The sequence below is a fragment of the Mesorhizobium sp. LCM 4577 genome, assembly GCF_001854795.2.
Classification (GTDB): Bacteria; Pseudomonadota; Alphaproteobacteria; order Rhizobiales; family Rhizobiaceae; genus Mesorhizobium; species Mesorhizobium plurifarium.
Genome location: NZ_MDDU01000001.1, coordinates 744,038 through 759,211 on the forward strand (window position 1 = coordinate 744,038; position 15,174 = coordinate 759,211).

General features: G+C 64.1%; 11 protein-coding genes. 8 read left to right on the plus strand and 3 right to left on the minus strand.

Translation table 11 applies throughout. The features are described from left to right. Positions 1-69 precede the first annotated feature (69 nt). Both LCM4577_RS03545 and LCM4577_RS03550 read left to right on the plus strand, forming a co-directional pair. The gene (locus tag LCM4577_RS03545) at positions 70-1,239 is read left to right on the plus strand and encodes a glycosyltransferase (RefSeq protein WP_071069628.1); all 1,170 of its coding nucleotides are present in this window, start codon (positions 70-72) and stop codon (positions 1,237-1,239) included. Continuing rightward, entirely contained in the window at positions 1,236-2,702 is a 1,467-nt protein-coding gene (locus tag LCM4577_RS03550) for a lipopolysaccharide biosynthesis protein (protein WP_071069630.1), read from the plus strand. The genes LCM4577_RS03545 and LCM4577_RS03550 overlap by 4 nt, the downstream gene beginning before the upstream one ends. On the opposite strand, the gene LCM4577_RS03555 is transcribed toward LCM4577_RS03550, so the two are convergent. Then, entirely contained in the window at positions 2,604-4,121 is a 1,518-nt protein-coding gene (locus tag LCM4577_RS03555; protein WP_244508203.1) for a polysaccharide pyruvyl transferase family protein, read from the minus strand. The genes LCM4577_RS03550 and LCM4577_RS03555 overlap by 99 nt on opposite strands. Before the next feature lie 139 nt (positions 4,122-4,260). On the opposite strand from LCM4577_RS03555, the gene LCM4577_RS03560 reads away from it, so the two are divergent. From LCM4577_RS03560 to LCM4577_RS03585, 6 genes are all read left to right on the plus strand, one after another. Further along, on the plus strand, positions 4,261-5,436 hold the full coding sequence (locus LCM4577_RS03560) for a glycosyl transferase family 1 (protein WP_071069633.1): 1,176 nt from the start codon (positions 4,261-4,263) through the stop codon (positions 5,434-5,436). After that, entirely contained in the window at positions 5,436-6,443 is a 1,008-nt protein-coding gene (locus LCM4577_RS03565) for a glycosyltransferase family 2 protein (protein ID WP_116389963.1), read from the plus strand. Before LCM4577_RS03560 ends, LCM4577_RS03565 begins: the two co-directional genes overlap by 1 nt. Then, complete coding sequence (locus LCM4577_RS03570) at positions 6,443-7,381, plus strand: glycosyltransferase family 2 protein (protein ID WP_071036428.1); 939 nt, start codon at positions 6,443-6,445, stop codon at positions 7,379-7,381. Before LCM4577_RS03565 ends, LCM4577_RS03570 begins: the two co-directional genes overlap by 1 nt. Continuing rightward, positions 7,371-8,357, plus strand: a complete 987-nt coding sequence (locus LCM4577_RS03575; RefSeq protein ID WP_071069635.1) for a glycosyltransferase family 2 protein — start codon at positions 7,371-7,373, stop codon at positions 8,355-8,357. The genes LCM4577_RS03570 and LCM4577_RS03575 overlap by 11 nt, the downstream gene beginning before the upstream one ends. A 29-nt stretch (positions 8,358-8,386) precedes the next feature. After that, the gene (gene galU / locus LCM4577_RS03580; RefSeq protein ID WP_041001220.1) at positions 8,387-9,283 is read left to right on the plus strand and encodes a UTP--glucose-1-phosphate uridylyltransferase GalU; all 897 of its coding nucleotides are present in this window, start codon (positions 8,387-8,389) and stop codon (positions 9,281-9,283) included. Between the two features lie 167 nt (positions 9,284-9,450). Then, entirely contained in the window at positions 9,451-11,832 is a 2,382-nt protein-coding gene (locus tag LCM4577_RS03585; protein WP_071069637.1) for a polysaccharide biosynthesis tyrosine autokinase, read from the plus strand. Positions 11,833-11,890: 58 nt separating this feature from the next. Here the strand turns inward: LCM4577_RS03585 and LCM4577_RS03590 are convergent, their stop codons facing one another. Both LCM4577_RS03590 and LCM4577_RS03595 read right to left on the minus strand, forming a co-directional pair. Next, a complete protein-coding gene (locus LCM4577_RS03590; RefSeq protein ID WP_064745047.1) occupies positions 11,891-12,604 on the minus strand; it encodes a metallophosphoesterase in 714 nt (237 codons plus the stop codon). 456 nt (positions 12,605-13,060) lie between these two features. Then, positions 13,061-14,968: a propionyl-CoA synthetase gene (locus LCM4577_RS03595; RefSeq protein ID WP_071069639.1), complete on the minus strand. Its 1,908-nt coding sequence runs from the start codon at positions 14,966-14,968 to the stop codon at positions 13,061-13,063. Positions 14,969-15,174: the final 206 nt, after the last annotated feature.

A 15,174-nucleotide genomic window follows, 5' to 3' on the forward strand; every position in this document is an offset into this window, starting at 1 on the left:
GTTCATGCCGCATGTGTCAGGCTTTGCCGGCGACGTTTCCAGCCTGATCCGGGYGAGAACACCCTGCCGATGAGGATCTGTTTCGTAGTCGACAAGTTTCCCACCCTGTCCGAGACATTCGTGCTCGATCAGATTGCCGGATGCCTCGAGAGAGAGATGGAAGTCAGTGTCGTCTGCAACGAGATGGCCTTTGGCAAGGACAGCAACGTGGACGATGCACGTTGGCGGACATTGCCCGGGCCCGTCGTTTCCTGGTGGGGTGGCCTCAGTCGCTACCGCTCGTTGCTCAGGAAATGGTCCGGCAGGTTTTGGGACAAGCTTTCGACCTTCATCGACTTGGCTAACGCGCACAAGCTGCGAAACGTCGATGTGATCGTGGCGCATTTTGGCCATAACGGCCTGCGCGTCGCCCGCATCATGAAGCGGCGCAGGATTTCCGCGCCTTTGGTGACCATTTTCCACGGCACAGATGTCGGCAGGCCGATGCATGACAACGCACTCGGCTACTACAGGCCCGTTTTTGAACAAGGGGCTCTCCAACTGCCTGTGAATGCGTTCTTCCGCCAGGCCCTGATCGATGCCGGCGCCGAGCCGGCGCAGGTCGCGGTCCACCACATGGGCGTTCGCCCTGGCGAGATCGAATATCGCTGGCGCTCCTGGCAGGGACGTACGCTGTCCTTCATCTCGGTGTGCCGGCTGACCGAGAAAAAAGGGACCGAATATGCGCTTCGCGCGCTCGCCCGCCTGCCGCATCGCGACTGGATCTATTCGGTGATCGGCGGCGGGGAATTGTTGGAGCAGTTGAAGCGCACTGCCATCGACCTCGGTATTGCCGACAGGGTGACTTTCCTCGGACCGCGTCCGCATGACGAGGTGAAGCAGCGTCTGCGTGAGGCGGATGTCTTCCTTCTGCCAAGCGTCGCCGGGCGGGACGGCGATCTGGAAGGAATCCCCGTTGCGCTCATGGAGGCGATGGCCGGCGGCCTGATCGCTGTCAGCACCTATCATTCGGGGATTCCCGAGCTGATCGAGGATCACAAGACAGGCTTCCTCGTACCCGAACGGGACGTCGCTGCGCTTGCCGGCAAGCTCGCCTGGATCGCCGAGAACCCGGGCCTGTGCGAGCCGATAGCGCTTGCCGCCCGACGGAAGGTCGAGGCGGATTTCAATGCTGATATCTTGAACGAACGCTTTGCGCGGATCGTCGCGCGGCTGGGGGAGACCGGATCCGTCACATGAACGCCAACCCGCCGCCCCCTCAATTCGGTCGCGTTGCCTTGCGCGGCGGCCTGGTCACGGCTGGCGCCCAAGGCTTCAAGATAGCGATCCAGTTCCTTTCGGTCGTCATCCTTGCCCGGCTGCTTGTTCCCGAGGATTTCGGCCTGGTGGCTTCCGTGGGACCGATCGTGGCGTTTGTCGGCCTGCTCCAGGATCTCGGCCTCCAGCAGGCGGTCATCCAGCGCAAGGAGATCGATCAGCGGCAACTCAACCAGGTCTTCTGGCTGAGCGCGGTTGTCGGCCTGTGCGCCGGGGCGGTCGTGGCTTGCCTGGCCCCCGCCATTGCCGCCTTCTACGGCGACCAGCGAATGTGGGGAATAACACTTGCTTCCGCCGTGCCGCTGCTTTTTGGCAGTCTTGCCGCCGTGCCGCTTGCCCTGATGAACCGCCATCTGCAATTCGGCCAGCTTGCGCTCAACGACACAATCACCGCGGCCGTCGGCCTGCTCGCCACCGCAACCGCGGCGTATTGCGGGCTTGGCTATTGGTCGCTGGTTTTGGGGCCGGCTGTTTCAGCCGTCGTAGCGCTGGCTGCCGGCTGGTTGGTGACGCGCTGGGTGCCGTCCTGGCCGAATCTGAAGATCGACGGCGACATATTCAGGTTCGGCGCGAACCTCACGGGCTTCAACCTTGTCAATTTTCTCTCCCGCAACCTCGACAACATCCTCATCGGAAAATATTCCGGCGCGGTCGAACTGGGCTACTATGATCGCGCCTACAAGCTGCTCCTCTTTCCGCTGCAGAACATCAACCAGCCGCTGACGCGTATCATGGTGCCGCTTCTCAGCCGCATCCATGAGGACAAGCAGCGCTTTCGAGACATCTACGTCCGTACAAACTGGCTGCTGGCCGTCATCACCATGCCCGGCATTGCGACGCTGACGCTGACTTCGGAGCAGGTGGTCAGGCTTCTCTTCGGCGAGCGTTGGATGGCTGTGGCGCCGATTTTCGCCTGGCTGGGCATCGCCGGCCTGATGCAGTCCGTATCGAGCACCACGGGGTGGATATTCATCTGCCAGGGCAAGACGAAGACGATGTTCCATTGGGGCATCTATTCGTCGCTGACGACGGTCGCCTCGTTCATCGTCGGCCTGCATTGGGGGGCGATCGGCGTCGCGGCCGCCTATGCCATCAGCGGTTATGTGCTGCGCGTCCCGGTGCTTGCCGCCATGATCCATCGTGTCGGCCCGGTGACAGCCGGCGATTTCCTGGGCATACAGGGGCTCTTCATCGTCTCGTCGCTGCTCGCCTGGCTCTCGTACCTGTCGCTGCCGGCGTTGCTGACCAATCAGTCGGACCTGCTCGCGATCCTTGCGGCGATCGCCCTAAATTACGGGTTCGCCCTGGCCCTCATGCTTGCTGTTCCGCAGTCGCGCAGGGTGCTRCTCGCCACTCTTGCCAACGTTGCCGGCAACATTGGGTGAGCGGCTGCCTATCACGGACGACAACTGCCTCGTTGCCGACATTGCCGACGCATGCTCATCTAGAACCGCCTCGAGGCTTGCCCGCCGATAGTGGTCCAGATTGCCGATGAATCTGCCGAGTTTTTCGGCTGCTTCCGACGGCGTCACAGTATCGATGTCGAGCAGAAGGTCGGCGACGCCGATGCGCTTGGCGACTTCCTTCGTCTTGAATTCATAGGCGATCGGCAGCACAGGCGTGCCGACGCAAAGCGACATGATCATCATATGCATGCGCGTCGCGACGACGAAGTCGCAATCCTTCACCAGCGACATCAGTTGGTCGGGCGTATGAAATGCGGCGTCGACATTGACGTGTTTGGCGATCTCCGGGTCGAGTCCGCCCACGACCGCCCTCGCAGTCTTGGCGTCGTCATGGGCATATTCCGGCACGCCCTGGCAGGTTGAGACGAAGGTCACCTCTTTGGCGTGGTCTCTGACAAGAATTGTGGCGATCTCCCGGATCGAATCGAGATAGCGGCGCATGCCATCCTCACCGTCGCTGACGAAGCTCCAGTGGCGAACGGAAATGGCGACACGGCCCGTCGGCGCCGGCGCGGTGCCGAGAAGTTTCTTGATCCTGTCGGAATCCGCCAGGGCAAACACGGCATCGGCGACCACATGGCATTTGCCCGGGTCCTTCACCAGGTCCAGTATGTGGTTTCGGGATCGCTCGTCACGCAGCAGGATGAGCGGAGCCCGGTCAAAGATCGGGCCCAGTTCCTGGCGATTGTAGCTTTTCTTGAACGGGCCGAGCGACTGCGTGAAGAAGATTGGGTCCTTTCCCAACATCGCGTCGATGCGGAATTGATTGAGGCGCTTTTCAAGATCGTAATTCTCGACGAGATAGGTTCCGCCTGTCGTCACCACCAGGTCGGCGTTCGCATAGGCTTCAAGGCCGCGGCGGTCGTCCTGGCTGAAGAAAACGCTGCCGGCGGCGCCGGTTTGCGCGAAGCGACGCAAGGCGCGCCAGACTCCCCGATTGTAGATTGACTTGAGCCGGCCCTTGATCCCGCCGCCACGCTGATCCTTGAATAGGGATTCCGACAACAGCTTGTGGAATTCGAGATCCGGGTAATCTTTCTTCGGGTAAAGCCTGGCCGCGACGTCGGGCTGACTGTCGAAAACCAGGAACTGCACATCGCCGCCGGCGATCGATCTGAGAATATGGCGGATAGCCAAGAGGATCGCGGCATCGCCCGTGTTCAGACACACCGTGTTTTCGATCACGACTTTCATGGGGAAACCTCGTTTCGCGTCCGTCGCCAGGCCAGCGGCGGTTAAAACGGCATGTTTTGCCGAAGTGTTGCCACGCGATCCGCGTCGCGATCCTGGCGTGGTGCGCCACGCTGGCAGCCAATGAGGAATCCAGATCGACGCCAAGCAGGGCCAGAGTATCGTATCATTTTTGCAGTGCAACAAAAAATGTGCAGGCGTTTGCTTCGTCGCACCAAAAATGTTGCGATGCAGCAAAAGCTGTACTAGCATCGCCGATGGGTGGGCCCAACAGCGGTCGAGTTACATGCTGCATGTCTTGTACCTTGTGCATGACGTATCCGACCCGGCGGTGCGCCGGAGGGTTCAGATGCTCAAGGCAGGCGGCGCCGGGGTCACCCTGGCGGGCTTCCGCCGCACCACCAGCCCGGTCGCCGAGATCGAAGGCATCGAGCCTGTCGACCTCGGCGCGACGCGCGACGGCCGATTCGCGCAACGCCTCGGCGCGGTCGCCAAGGCAGCCATGTCGATCGGCGCGAAGCTGGGCGCCATGCCCACGCCCGATCTCATCATCGCACGCAATCTCGAAATGCTGGCGCTGGCCCGCCGCGCCAATGCTGCTCTTGGGGCAAACGTGCCGATCGTCTATGAGTGCCTGGACATTCACCGTCTGGTGCTGCGCGACGATTTAGTCGGCAGGACGTTGCGCGGCGCCGAGCGTCGTCTCGCCCGCGACGTGAAGCTTCTGGTGACGAGCTCGCCGGCCTTCATCGCCAATTATTTCGAGCCGTTCGGGCAGATCGTCGCACCCGTCGAGCTGATCGAGAACAAATATTTCGAGACGGCATCCGGTGTCGCCGCGCGGTCCCTCGAGGACGACAGTCCGGCGTCGCCGCCTTGGCGCATCGGCTGGTTCGGCGCGCTGCGCTGCCGCCGCTCGCTGGAGTTGCTGGCCGATTTCACCCGCCGCCAGGCGGGGCGTTTCGAGGTCGTGCTCAGGGGCCGTCCGGCGCTGTCCGAGTTCCCGGACTTTCATGGCTTCGTCGAGGCCGAGCCCTGGCTTTCGTTCGAGGGGCCTTACCGCAACCCGGAGGACATGGCGTCAATCTACGGGCAGGTGCACTTCTCTTGGGCGATCGATTTCTTTGAAGCCGGCCAGAATTCCGAATGGCTGCTTCCCAACCGCCTCTATGAGGGCTGCCGTTTCGGCGCGGTGCCGATCTCGATGGCAGACACCGAAACCGGAAGGTTCCTGAAGCAGCGGGATATCGGCGTGCTTCTGCCCGAAGCGACGCCCGAAAGCGTCGGGGCGGTRCTCGGCCGGATGGATCAGGTTCGATATCGCGACCTGAAGTCGCGGGTGCTGGCGCGCAATCCGAGGACTTGGAGCTACGACCGCAGCGATTGCGCGGCTTTCGTCAAAAAGCTGAGCGGCCTCGCCACGATGCCTTCAAATTTTGCAACGACGGAGGCGGCGGCGTGATGGCAGGGGACGCGCAAGAACCCGTGACGCAGGCGTCGATCCTGATCGTCATTCCCTGCCTCAACGAGGCAGCTCATATCGGCGGCCTGCTCGACCAGTTGCGGCCGGCGGCGGCACGGCTCGGCGGCCGCATCGTCGTCGCCGACGGCGGCAGCGCCGACGGCACGCAAGCCATCGTCGAGAAGATCGTGGCGAAGGATCCCCGCGTCATCCTGCTCGCCAATCCGAAGCGCCTCCAGAGCGCCGCCATCAATCTCGCGGTGGCGAGCCTCGGCGAGGGCGCCGATTACCTCATCCGCATCGATGCGCATGGCGGCTATCCGGACGATTACTGCGACCGGCTGGTCGAGGAAGCGCTTGCCACCGGCGCCGATTCGGTCGTCGTTTCGATGCTGACCGCCGGCACCGGCGCCGTGCAGAAAGYGGTCGCGGCGGCGCAGAATTCCAAGCTCGGCACCGGCGGCTCGAAGCACCGGCATATGTCCGAGGGCGAGTGGGTCGACCACGGCCACCACGCGCTGATGCGCATCGCCGCCTTCAGGCATGTCGGCGGTTACGACGAGAGCTTCAGCCACAACGAGGACGCCGAGCTCGATTATCGCCTGCGCCAGGCAGGTTACCGCATCTGGATGAGCGGCAGGACGCAGATGGTCTATTATCCGCGCTCGACGCTGAAGAGCCTCTATTTCCAGTATCTCGGCTATGGCCGCGGCCGCGCCAGGAACGTGCTGAAGCACCGCATGGTGCCGAAGGTCCGGCAGATGATTCCGCTGCTGGTTGCGCCTGTGGTGCTGCTTGCCCTGTTCTCCTTCGTCCACTGGCTGGCGGCGGTGCCGTTCCTTTTGTGGGCGGCGGTGTGCCTCGGCTACGGGCTGGTGACGGCGATACGCCAACGCAACGCCAGCATAGCGCTCGCCGGCGTCTCGGCGATGGTCATGCATTTCGGCTGGTCCGTCGGCTTCTGGCAGCAGCTTTTGATGYGCCGCTCGCAGCGCGAGGTGGCGTGATGGCCGGGCGCTCGATCGACATCTGCATCTGCACCTTCCGCCGGCCGGAGCTGGCCGACACGCTGCGCTCCGTCGCCGCGCTGGAGAGGCCTGAGGGTTTGGAGATCGGCATCATCATTGCCGACAATGACGATGAGCCCAGCGCGCAGAAGCTGGTGAAGGCATTGGCCGACGAGCTGAAGCTGCCGATCCGTTATCGCCACGCGCCGGCGCGCAACATCTCGATCGCCCGCAACGCGTGCCTCGACGCCAGCGTGTCGGACTTCGTCGCCTTCATCGACGACGACGAGACGGCGTCGCCCTCCTGGCTGGTCGAGTTGATGGCGGCGGTCGACGCGACGGGCGCGGCGGCGGTGCTCGGTCCGGTGCGGGCGCATTACCGCCATGACGCGCCGGACTGGATGCGGAAGGGCGATTTCCATTCCACCTTGCCGGTCTGGGTGCGCGGCGAGATCCGCACCGGCTACACCTGCAACGTCCTGCTCGCGATGACCGATGCGAGCTTGCGCGGCCGTCGCTTCAGCCTGGCGCGCGGCCAGACCGGCGGCGAGGATACCGAATTCTTCGATGCCATGGTCAAGGCCGGCGGCCGCATCGCCTTTGCGCCCGATGCCTTCGTCGACGAGGTCGTGCCGCGCGCCAGGGCCGCGTTCGACTGGCTGCGCCGCCGCCGTTTCCGCTTCGGCCAGACGCATGGCCATCTGATCGGGCGCGGCGCCGGCGGTTTGCGTCGCGCCGGCCAGGTAGGGCTCGCTTCGGCCAAGGCCGCCTACTGCTTCGGCATGGCGATTTTGACCGCGATCAGCCCGGTGCGACGGAACCGCAGCGTGCTGCGCGGCATTATGCACGTTGGCGTCGTCAGCGGTTTGGTCGGCGTCCGCGAAATCCGCCAATACGGCCTCACGTCGCCAGAACAAGGGAACAAGCGTGCAGCCTGACGTCAGCTTCGTCATCGCCGCCTATAATGCGGAGGCCACTCTCGACCGCGCCATCGCCGGCGCGATCGCGCAGCTTGGCGTCACCGTCGAGGTCATCGTCGTCGACGACCAGTCGCGCGACGGCACGCTGGATGTGGCGCGCGCCTATCCGCAAGACATCGTCAAGGTGGTGGCGCTGCCGGCCAATCGTGGTCCGGGCGGCGCCCGCAATGCCGGCCTCGACCTGGCCAGGGGCCGCTGGGTGGCGGTGCTCGATTCCGACGATGCGGTTCTTCCCGACCGCCTGGCCATGATGATCTCCCGCGCTGAAGCAGCGGGTGCCCAAATTGCGGTCGACAATGTCCAGGTCGTGCGCGAGGACGGCACCCCCGACGACACCATGTTTCCGGCCGGCTATCTCGAAGGCCTGCGCGAAATCTCGCTCGCCGACTACATCGACGGCAATCTGATTTTCGAATCGCGCTTCAATCTCGGCTATCTCAAGCCGATCTTCCAGCGCCGCTTTCTCGACGACAACAGGCTGCGCTACGACGAGAAGCTGCGCATCGGCGAGGACTATATTCTTCTGGCCAGCGCGCTGGCCAGCGGCGGCCGTTGCGTCGTCGAGCCGACCGTCGGCTATGTCTATCACATCCGCACCGGCTCGATCTCGCGGGTGCTCGAACTGCATCACGTCGAGGCGATGACGCGCGCCGATGCCGCCTTCGCGGTGGCATATCCCATGGACAGCAGCGCGAAGGCGGCCTTCGCCAGGCGCGGCCGCAGCCTGCGCAAGGCGTCGTCGTTTCTGTCCCTGGTTCAGCACATCAAGGCGCGCGCGCCGCTCAAGGCGATCGGCGCGGCGCTCAGGGATCCGGCCGCGATCGGGCATTTGAGCATGCCGATCGCGGTCCGGCTCAGAAGGGTTGCGGCGCAGGTTCGCCGCGGGGGTGGGGAGATAAAGCATGCGGGCGATCTGATAGCCGGCGACAGGTAGAAACCTTTTTCTCTCAGAAGGAAGACCAGATGCAGAAAGTCAGGAAGGCAGTCATCCCGGTGGCGGGGCTCGGAACGCGGTTCCTGCCGGCGACCAAGTCGATGCCGAAGGAAATGCTGCCCGTCGTCGACAAGCCCGTCGTGCAATATGCCGTCGACGAGGCGTTCGAGGCCGGCATCGAGCACATCGTCTTCGTCACCGGCCGCAACAAGGCGGTCATCGAGGACTATTTCGACCTGCACCCTGAACTGATCGGCACGCTGGAGCAGACCGGCAAGAAGGCGCAGCTCGAATCGCTGGAAAGCCTGCTGCCCGTCGCCGGCGCCACCTCCTTCATCCGCCAGCAGTCGCCGCAGGGCCTCGGCCACGCCGTATGGTGCGCGCGCGACGTGATCGGCAACGAGCCGTTCGCGCTGCTGCTTCCCGACATGGTGTCCTTCGGCGCGCGCGGCTGCCTTGCCGAGACGGTCGACCTTTACCAGCGCACCGGCGGCAATGTGATTGCCGTGGAGCGCTGCGACCCGGCTGAAACCAGCAAATACGGCATTGTCGGCCGCGGCGACGAGGTCGGCTCCGGCTTCAAGGTCACGGCGATGGTCGAAAAGCCGGCGCCCGCCAACGCGCCGTCGAATTTCTACATCAACGGCCGCTACGTCCTGCAGCCGGAGATCTTCGCCCTGCTCGGCAACCAGCAACGCGGCGCCGGCAACGAAATCCAGCTCACCGACGCCATGGTGCGCCTGGCTCAGAGCCAGCCTTTCTACGCCCAGCCTTTCGACGGCCGCATGTTCGACTGCGGCTCCAAGGAGGGCTTCATCGAGGCCACCATCGCCTTCGCCTTGGCGCGCGACGACATGAAGGGCCCTGTCTTCGAGATGCTGCAGCAATTTGTCCGGTCGCATGAGCGCCGGGAAGTAGCCGCATAATGCCCATCTTTCGGGTGCATATGCGGTTTCGCGATGGCGCGACAGCCACTCCAGCGCCCGGGCCTTCCGGCCCGGCGCATCCTGGCAACAACGTTGCGCGGTCTTTTCTGGTCACGACGCCGATCTACCAAGGCCGATAGCGCCTGCAACCTGGAATTGGACCGAACATGAACTATGCCAAATTCCCTCTCGACAAGAGGGTGCCGTTGCCCGGTGCCGATCAGGAAAAGGGCGAAGACTTCATCGATGTCGAGCGTCTGCTCGGCATGGCCGCCCGACAGGCCAAGGTCGTAGCGGCCTGCGCCGTCATCGGCCTGTTCCTGGGCGTGATCTATCTGCAGACCACGCCCAAGCAATATATGTCCGTGGCGAGCGTCCTGGTCGACGAGGGCCTGAACAAGGTCGTCGACGACATCTCGGCCGCGTCACAAACCGTTCAGACCGACGCTTCCTTTCTCAGCCAGGTCGAGATTCTCACCTCCGCACGCCTGGCGTCGGTGGTGGTCGACAAGCTGAAGCTCGATCAGAACGACGCGTTCATGAACCCGCCCCAATCGGCGCTGGCCAAGGGCATCGGCTTCCTGCGCGGCGTGGTCGGATATTTCCGCGGCAGCTCGGCGGGCGACATCCCCGGCATTGAGAATGTCGACGAGGCGACGCGCCAGGCCATGATCAAAACGGCGACGCACGATTATGCCGTGTTGAAGCTGCAGAGCGAGGTGCTGGCGCAGCGCAACGGCCGCAGCTACGTGATTTCCATCGGCTACCAGGCGCCCGACCCTGCTTTGGCCACGGCCATTACCAAGGCCTATGCCGATGCCTATCTGGCTGACCAGCTCAACGCCAGCTTCGATGCCACCGAGCGCGCCGCCTTGTGGCTGCAGGGCCGGCTCACCGAGYTGCGCGAAAGCTCGCAGCGGGCTGCGATGGCAGTCGAGAAGTTCAGGGCCGAACATGGGCTCTCCGCCAACAGYGACGGCCAGTTGCTGAGCGACAAACAGCTCGCCGATCTCAATGCGCAGCTCATTGTCGCCCAGGCCGATACCGCCAGAGCCAGCGCTCGCTACCAGCAATACAAGGCGATCGTCGACAGCGGCTCCGAAAGCGCCTTCAACGATTCGGCCATCGGCGCCGACCAGCCGAGCAGCTCGGTCATCATCGGGCTCAAGACCCGCTATCTGGCCATCGCCAAGCGCCTGCAGGACGTCGAGACCAACTTTGGCAAGGACCATCCGCAGGCGGTCGCGCTGGCCAAGGAAAAGGCCGACGTCTTGGCGCAGATTTTCGRCCAGCTGAAGCAGCTTACCGAAAGCTACCGCAACGACTTCCAAGTGGCGCAGGCGCGCGAGCAGGCGCTGCGCGACAAGATCTCCACGGCCGCCGGCAAGAGCTCGATCGACAACCAGTCGCAGGTGAAGCTGAAGGAGCTCGATCAGCAGGCCCAGGCGCTGACCACGCTCTACCAGACCTTCCTCAGCCGTTACGAGGAAGCCTCGCAGCAGCAGTCCTTCCCGGTCGGCAAGGTCCGCATCATATCCGACGCGACGATGCCGCTCGCGGCCTCCAGCCCCCGCACCTTGCGCGTGCTGGCGCTGTCGCTGGTGCTCGGCCTGATGCTCGGCGCCGGCTTCGGCGGCCTCAACGAGTTCAACGAGCGGTTCTTCAGGACGGGCGAGGACATCCGTGACCGTGTGGGTCTGAAGTTCCTCGGCTATCTGCCGACGATCGGCGGCGGCAAGGCCAAGGATTCCAAGGCCGACGACCTGCCGGCCGACGGCAAGGTGGCAAGCCTTTCCGCGGCGGAGAAACGGGCGCGCATGCGTGTCAGCATCGATGCCCCGGCTTCGATGTTCGCCGAGACGCTGCGCAACGCCAAGATCGCCTTCGACGTCGTGATGGAAGACCGCGGCAGCCGGGTGATCGGCGTCATTTCGGTGCTGCCCGGCGAGGGCAAGTCGACGGTGGCCGCGAATCTCGCCGGCCTGCTCGCCGCCAATGGCGCCAGGACCCTGCTCATCGACGGCGACCTGCGCAATCCGGGCTTGAGCCGCAGCCTCGGCATGGAGGCCGAGCAGGGCCTGATGGAAGCGGTGGTCAACGGCCAGACCTGGCAGTCGGTCGGCAAGGTCGATCGCCAGACCAAGCTGGCGATCATTCCCGCCGTGCTGCGCGGCCAGTTCTCGCACACCAGCGAGCTTCTGGGCTCGGCCGGCATGCGGCGCTTCATCGAGAACGCCAAGGAGACGTTCGAATACATCATCGTCGACCTGCCGCCGCTCGGCCCCGTCGTCGACGCCAAGGCCTTCGCGCCGCTGGTCGACGGCTTCGTTCTGGTCACCGAGTGGGGCCGCACGCCGCGCAACATGGTTCGCTCGATGCTGGAATCCGAGCCTTACATCGCCAACAAGGTGATCGGCGCGGTGCTCAACAAGGTCGATTTGAAGAAGCTGGCCAAATACGGCGCGCTCGGTGGTTCGGAAAGGTTCTTCGACCGCTATTCGACCTACTATCTGGAAAAATCCGAACAGCGCCCCAAGCAGGCAGCCTGAGGCGGGTTTCCGTTCGGAAAGACAGAGTTGGCGGTTCAGCCTAAAAGAGTGAACCGCCCTAATCGTTTGAGGACAGCAGCCGGCCGTATTTACCGACGATCCTGAGCGCGGTCAGCCGTCCGGTTTGAAAGGCGCCGGTGTCGATGTCGAGCCGGCGCCCGTCGAGCGTCGGAGCGTCGACGATCGTATGCCCATGCACCACCCAGCGGTCGAGGCGATGCGCCGCCTGGAAGAACTCCTCGCGGATGTTGAGCAGGTCGCCCTCGTCCTGCGCCTCGAGCGCGATGCCGGGCCGGATGCCGGCATGCACGAAGACGAATTGGTCTGAGCAGACCATCGCCGGCAGCGTGCGCAGGAAGTCGACATGGCTGGCGGGAATGGCCTCGCGTATGCGCGCATCCGCCTGTTCGCTCGAACCGTAGAGGCTTATCAGCCGGTCAGGATCGACGCCGTAGGAGAACAGGGTCTCGCGGCCGCCATAGCCAAGCCAGGTTTCACGCGAGAGATGACCGTCCAGATAGAGGAGCAGCGCGACCTCATGGTTCCCCACGAGGCAGATGCGCTGGAAGCCCTTTGGCGGCGGCGCCATCAGATGGTCGATCACGCGCCGCGAATGCGGCCCGCGGTCGATATAGTCGCCCAGCATGATGATGATCTTGCGGCCGCGGAAGCGCTGCGCGTCGAGCTGGATCTTTCCTTCCAATGCGCGCAATTCGTCAAGGCAGCCATGCACGTCGCCGATCGCGTAGACGACCGTGTCGCGTATGTCCATGACGAGGCGCTCGCGCGGCGCGGGTCGAGGGCGTTTCGATCGTTGGAACAGGCTCACGGATTGAGGCTCGGATACTTGCACTGATTTGCGCCTCGATATCATGCCGAATGCGAACAATTCCACACCGGCGGTCCAGACAGCCAGACGAGCGGTTCCCCGTTTCCACGAGACGGTGAACCGCTCTCGGCGGCCGTCGACGGATGACGGAACAGGGTGGGACCGAGCGACGGCAGAGTGCGCGGATCGCCGCCGGGCTTTACCGGTCGGTTGACGGCGACGGTAGCAAGGCGTCGCGGTATGTCGACGCCGCCGAATGTCGTCTCTTGTTGAGCCATGCCGTGCTTTCGGTATGGCCCCCCAAACGAACTTTAAGGTCCACTGCTGCGCTGCACAACAAGCGATTGCAGGGCAGGACAAACTGGTGAATTCTTCGTTAACGCGGCCGTCTGCGGGCTGCTACACGCCGATGCCGCGTCCCTTCAGCGCCGCCGTGATCTCGTCGAGGATCACGGGGTCGTCGATGGTCGCCGGCATCGTCCATTCCTCCCTGTCGGCGATCTTCTGCATCGTGCCGCGCAGGATCTTGCCCGAGCGGGTCTTGGGGAGCCGCTTGATCGTCACCACGGTCTTGAAGGCGGCAACCGGGCCGATCCGCTCGCGCACCAGCCCCACCACCTCGCTTTCGATCGCGCCGGTGTCGCGCGACACGCCGGCATTGAGCACGACGAAGCCGAGCGGCACCTGGCCCTTCATGGCATCGGCAATGCCGATGACCGCGCATTCGGCGACATCGGGATGCGCTGCCAGCACCTCTTCCATCGCGCCGGTCGAGAGTCGGTGGCCGGCGACATTGATGATGTCGTCGGTGCGGGCCATCACATAGAGATAGCCGTCCTCGTCCATCATGCCGGCATCGGCCGTCTTGTAGTAGCCGGGGAACTCTTCGAGATAGGCTTGGCGGAAGCGGGCATCGGCATTCCACAGTGTCGGCAGGCAGCCGGCGGGCAGTGGCAGCTTGACCACGACATTGCCGAGCGTGCCGGGCGAGACTTCATGGCCGGCATCGTCGAGGATGCGGATGTCGTAGCCCGGCATCGGCACGCCGGGCGAGCCGTATTTCACCGGCAGCAGTCCCAGACCCGCCGGGTTGATCGTCATCGGCGATCCGGTCTCGGTCTGCCACCAATGGTCGACGACCGGCCGGTCGAGCTTCTGCTCCGCCCATTTGATCGTTTCGGGATCGGCGCGCTCGCCGGCGAGGAACAAGGTGCGGAACTTCGACAGGTCGTATTTCGGCACGAACTCGCCCTTGGGATCCTGCCCCTTGATGGCGCGGAAGGCGGTCGGCGCGGTGAACAGCGCCACGACGCCGTGCTCGGAGATCACCCGCCAGTAGGTGCCGGCGTCCGGCGTGCCGATCGGCTTGCCTTCGAAGAGCACGCTGGTGCAGCCCTGCAGAAGCGGTCCGTAGACGATGTAGGAATGGCCGACCACCCAGCCGACGTCGGAGGCAGCCCAGAACACTTCGCCGGGCTTGACGCCGAACTCGTTGTCCATGGTCCATTTCAGCGCGACCATGTGGCCGCCATTGTCGCGCACGATGCCCTTCGGCTGCCCGGTCGTGCCGGAGGTGTAGATAATGTAGAGCGGATCGGTGGCCAGCACCGGCACGCAATCGACATTGGCGCCGGCCGCCCGTTCGCGGGCAACTGCGTCCGCATAGTCGAAGTMGTAATTGTCCTTCATCTCGCAGCGCAGCTGCTCGCGCTGCAGGATCAGGCAGGCGTCGGGCTTGTGCTTCGACATCTCGATCGCCTTGTCGAGCAGCGGCTTGTAGGCGACGACGCGTCCAGGCTCCAGGCCGCAGGAGGCCGAGATGATCAGCTTCGGCTTGGCGTCGTCGATGCGCGTGGCGAGCTCATGCGAGGCGAAGCCGCCGAACACCACCGAATGCACGGCGCCCAGCCTTGTCGAGGCGAGCATGGCGATGGCCGCTTCCGCCACCATCGGCATGTAGATGATGACGCGGTCGCCCTTGCCGATGCCGCGATGCCTCAGCACCGAGGCCAGCGCGACCACCTCGCGCTTCAATTCGGCATAGGTGAATTTCCGGATCGTTCCGGTGATCGCGCTGTCATGGATCAGCGCCAGCTGGTCGGCGCGGCCGCCCGCGACATGGCGGTCGATGGCGTTATGGCAGGTGTTGCAGGTGGCGCCGGCGAACCAGCGGCCATAGACGCCTTGCGTCGGGTCGAAGACCTTTTCGGCCGGCTTGTACCAGTCGATCGCTTTCGCTGCTTCGGCCCAGAACCCTACGGGGTCGCGTTTCCAGCCCGCATAGACTTCGTGATAGCGTGAGGCCATCCGCCTTCCTCCCAAGAAACGTTCTGCCGCCTGCCATAGACTAAGCCGCGCGTCGCGGCCATGTCTTCCTGCATTTTGGTCGACATCGCCGGCAAACGTCTCTGTTCGGCGCCTCTGGCGGAGGCGTCGCTGTCACTCCGTGATGGCTTAGAGCGGCAGCGCCGCCAGCATCAGCCCGACGCCGCCGGCGATCAGGATGGCCGCTG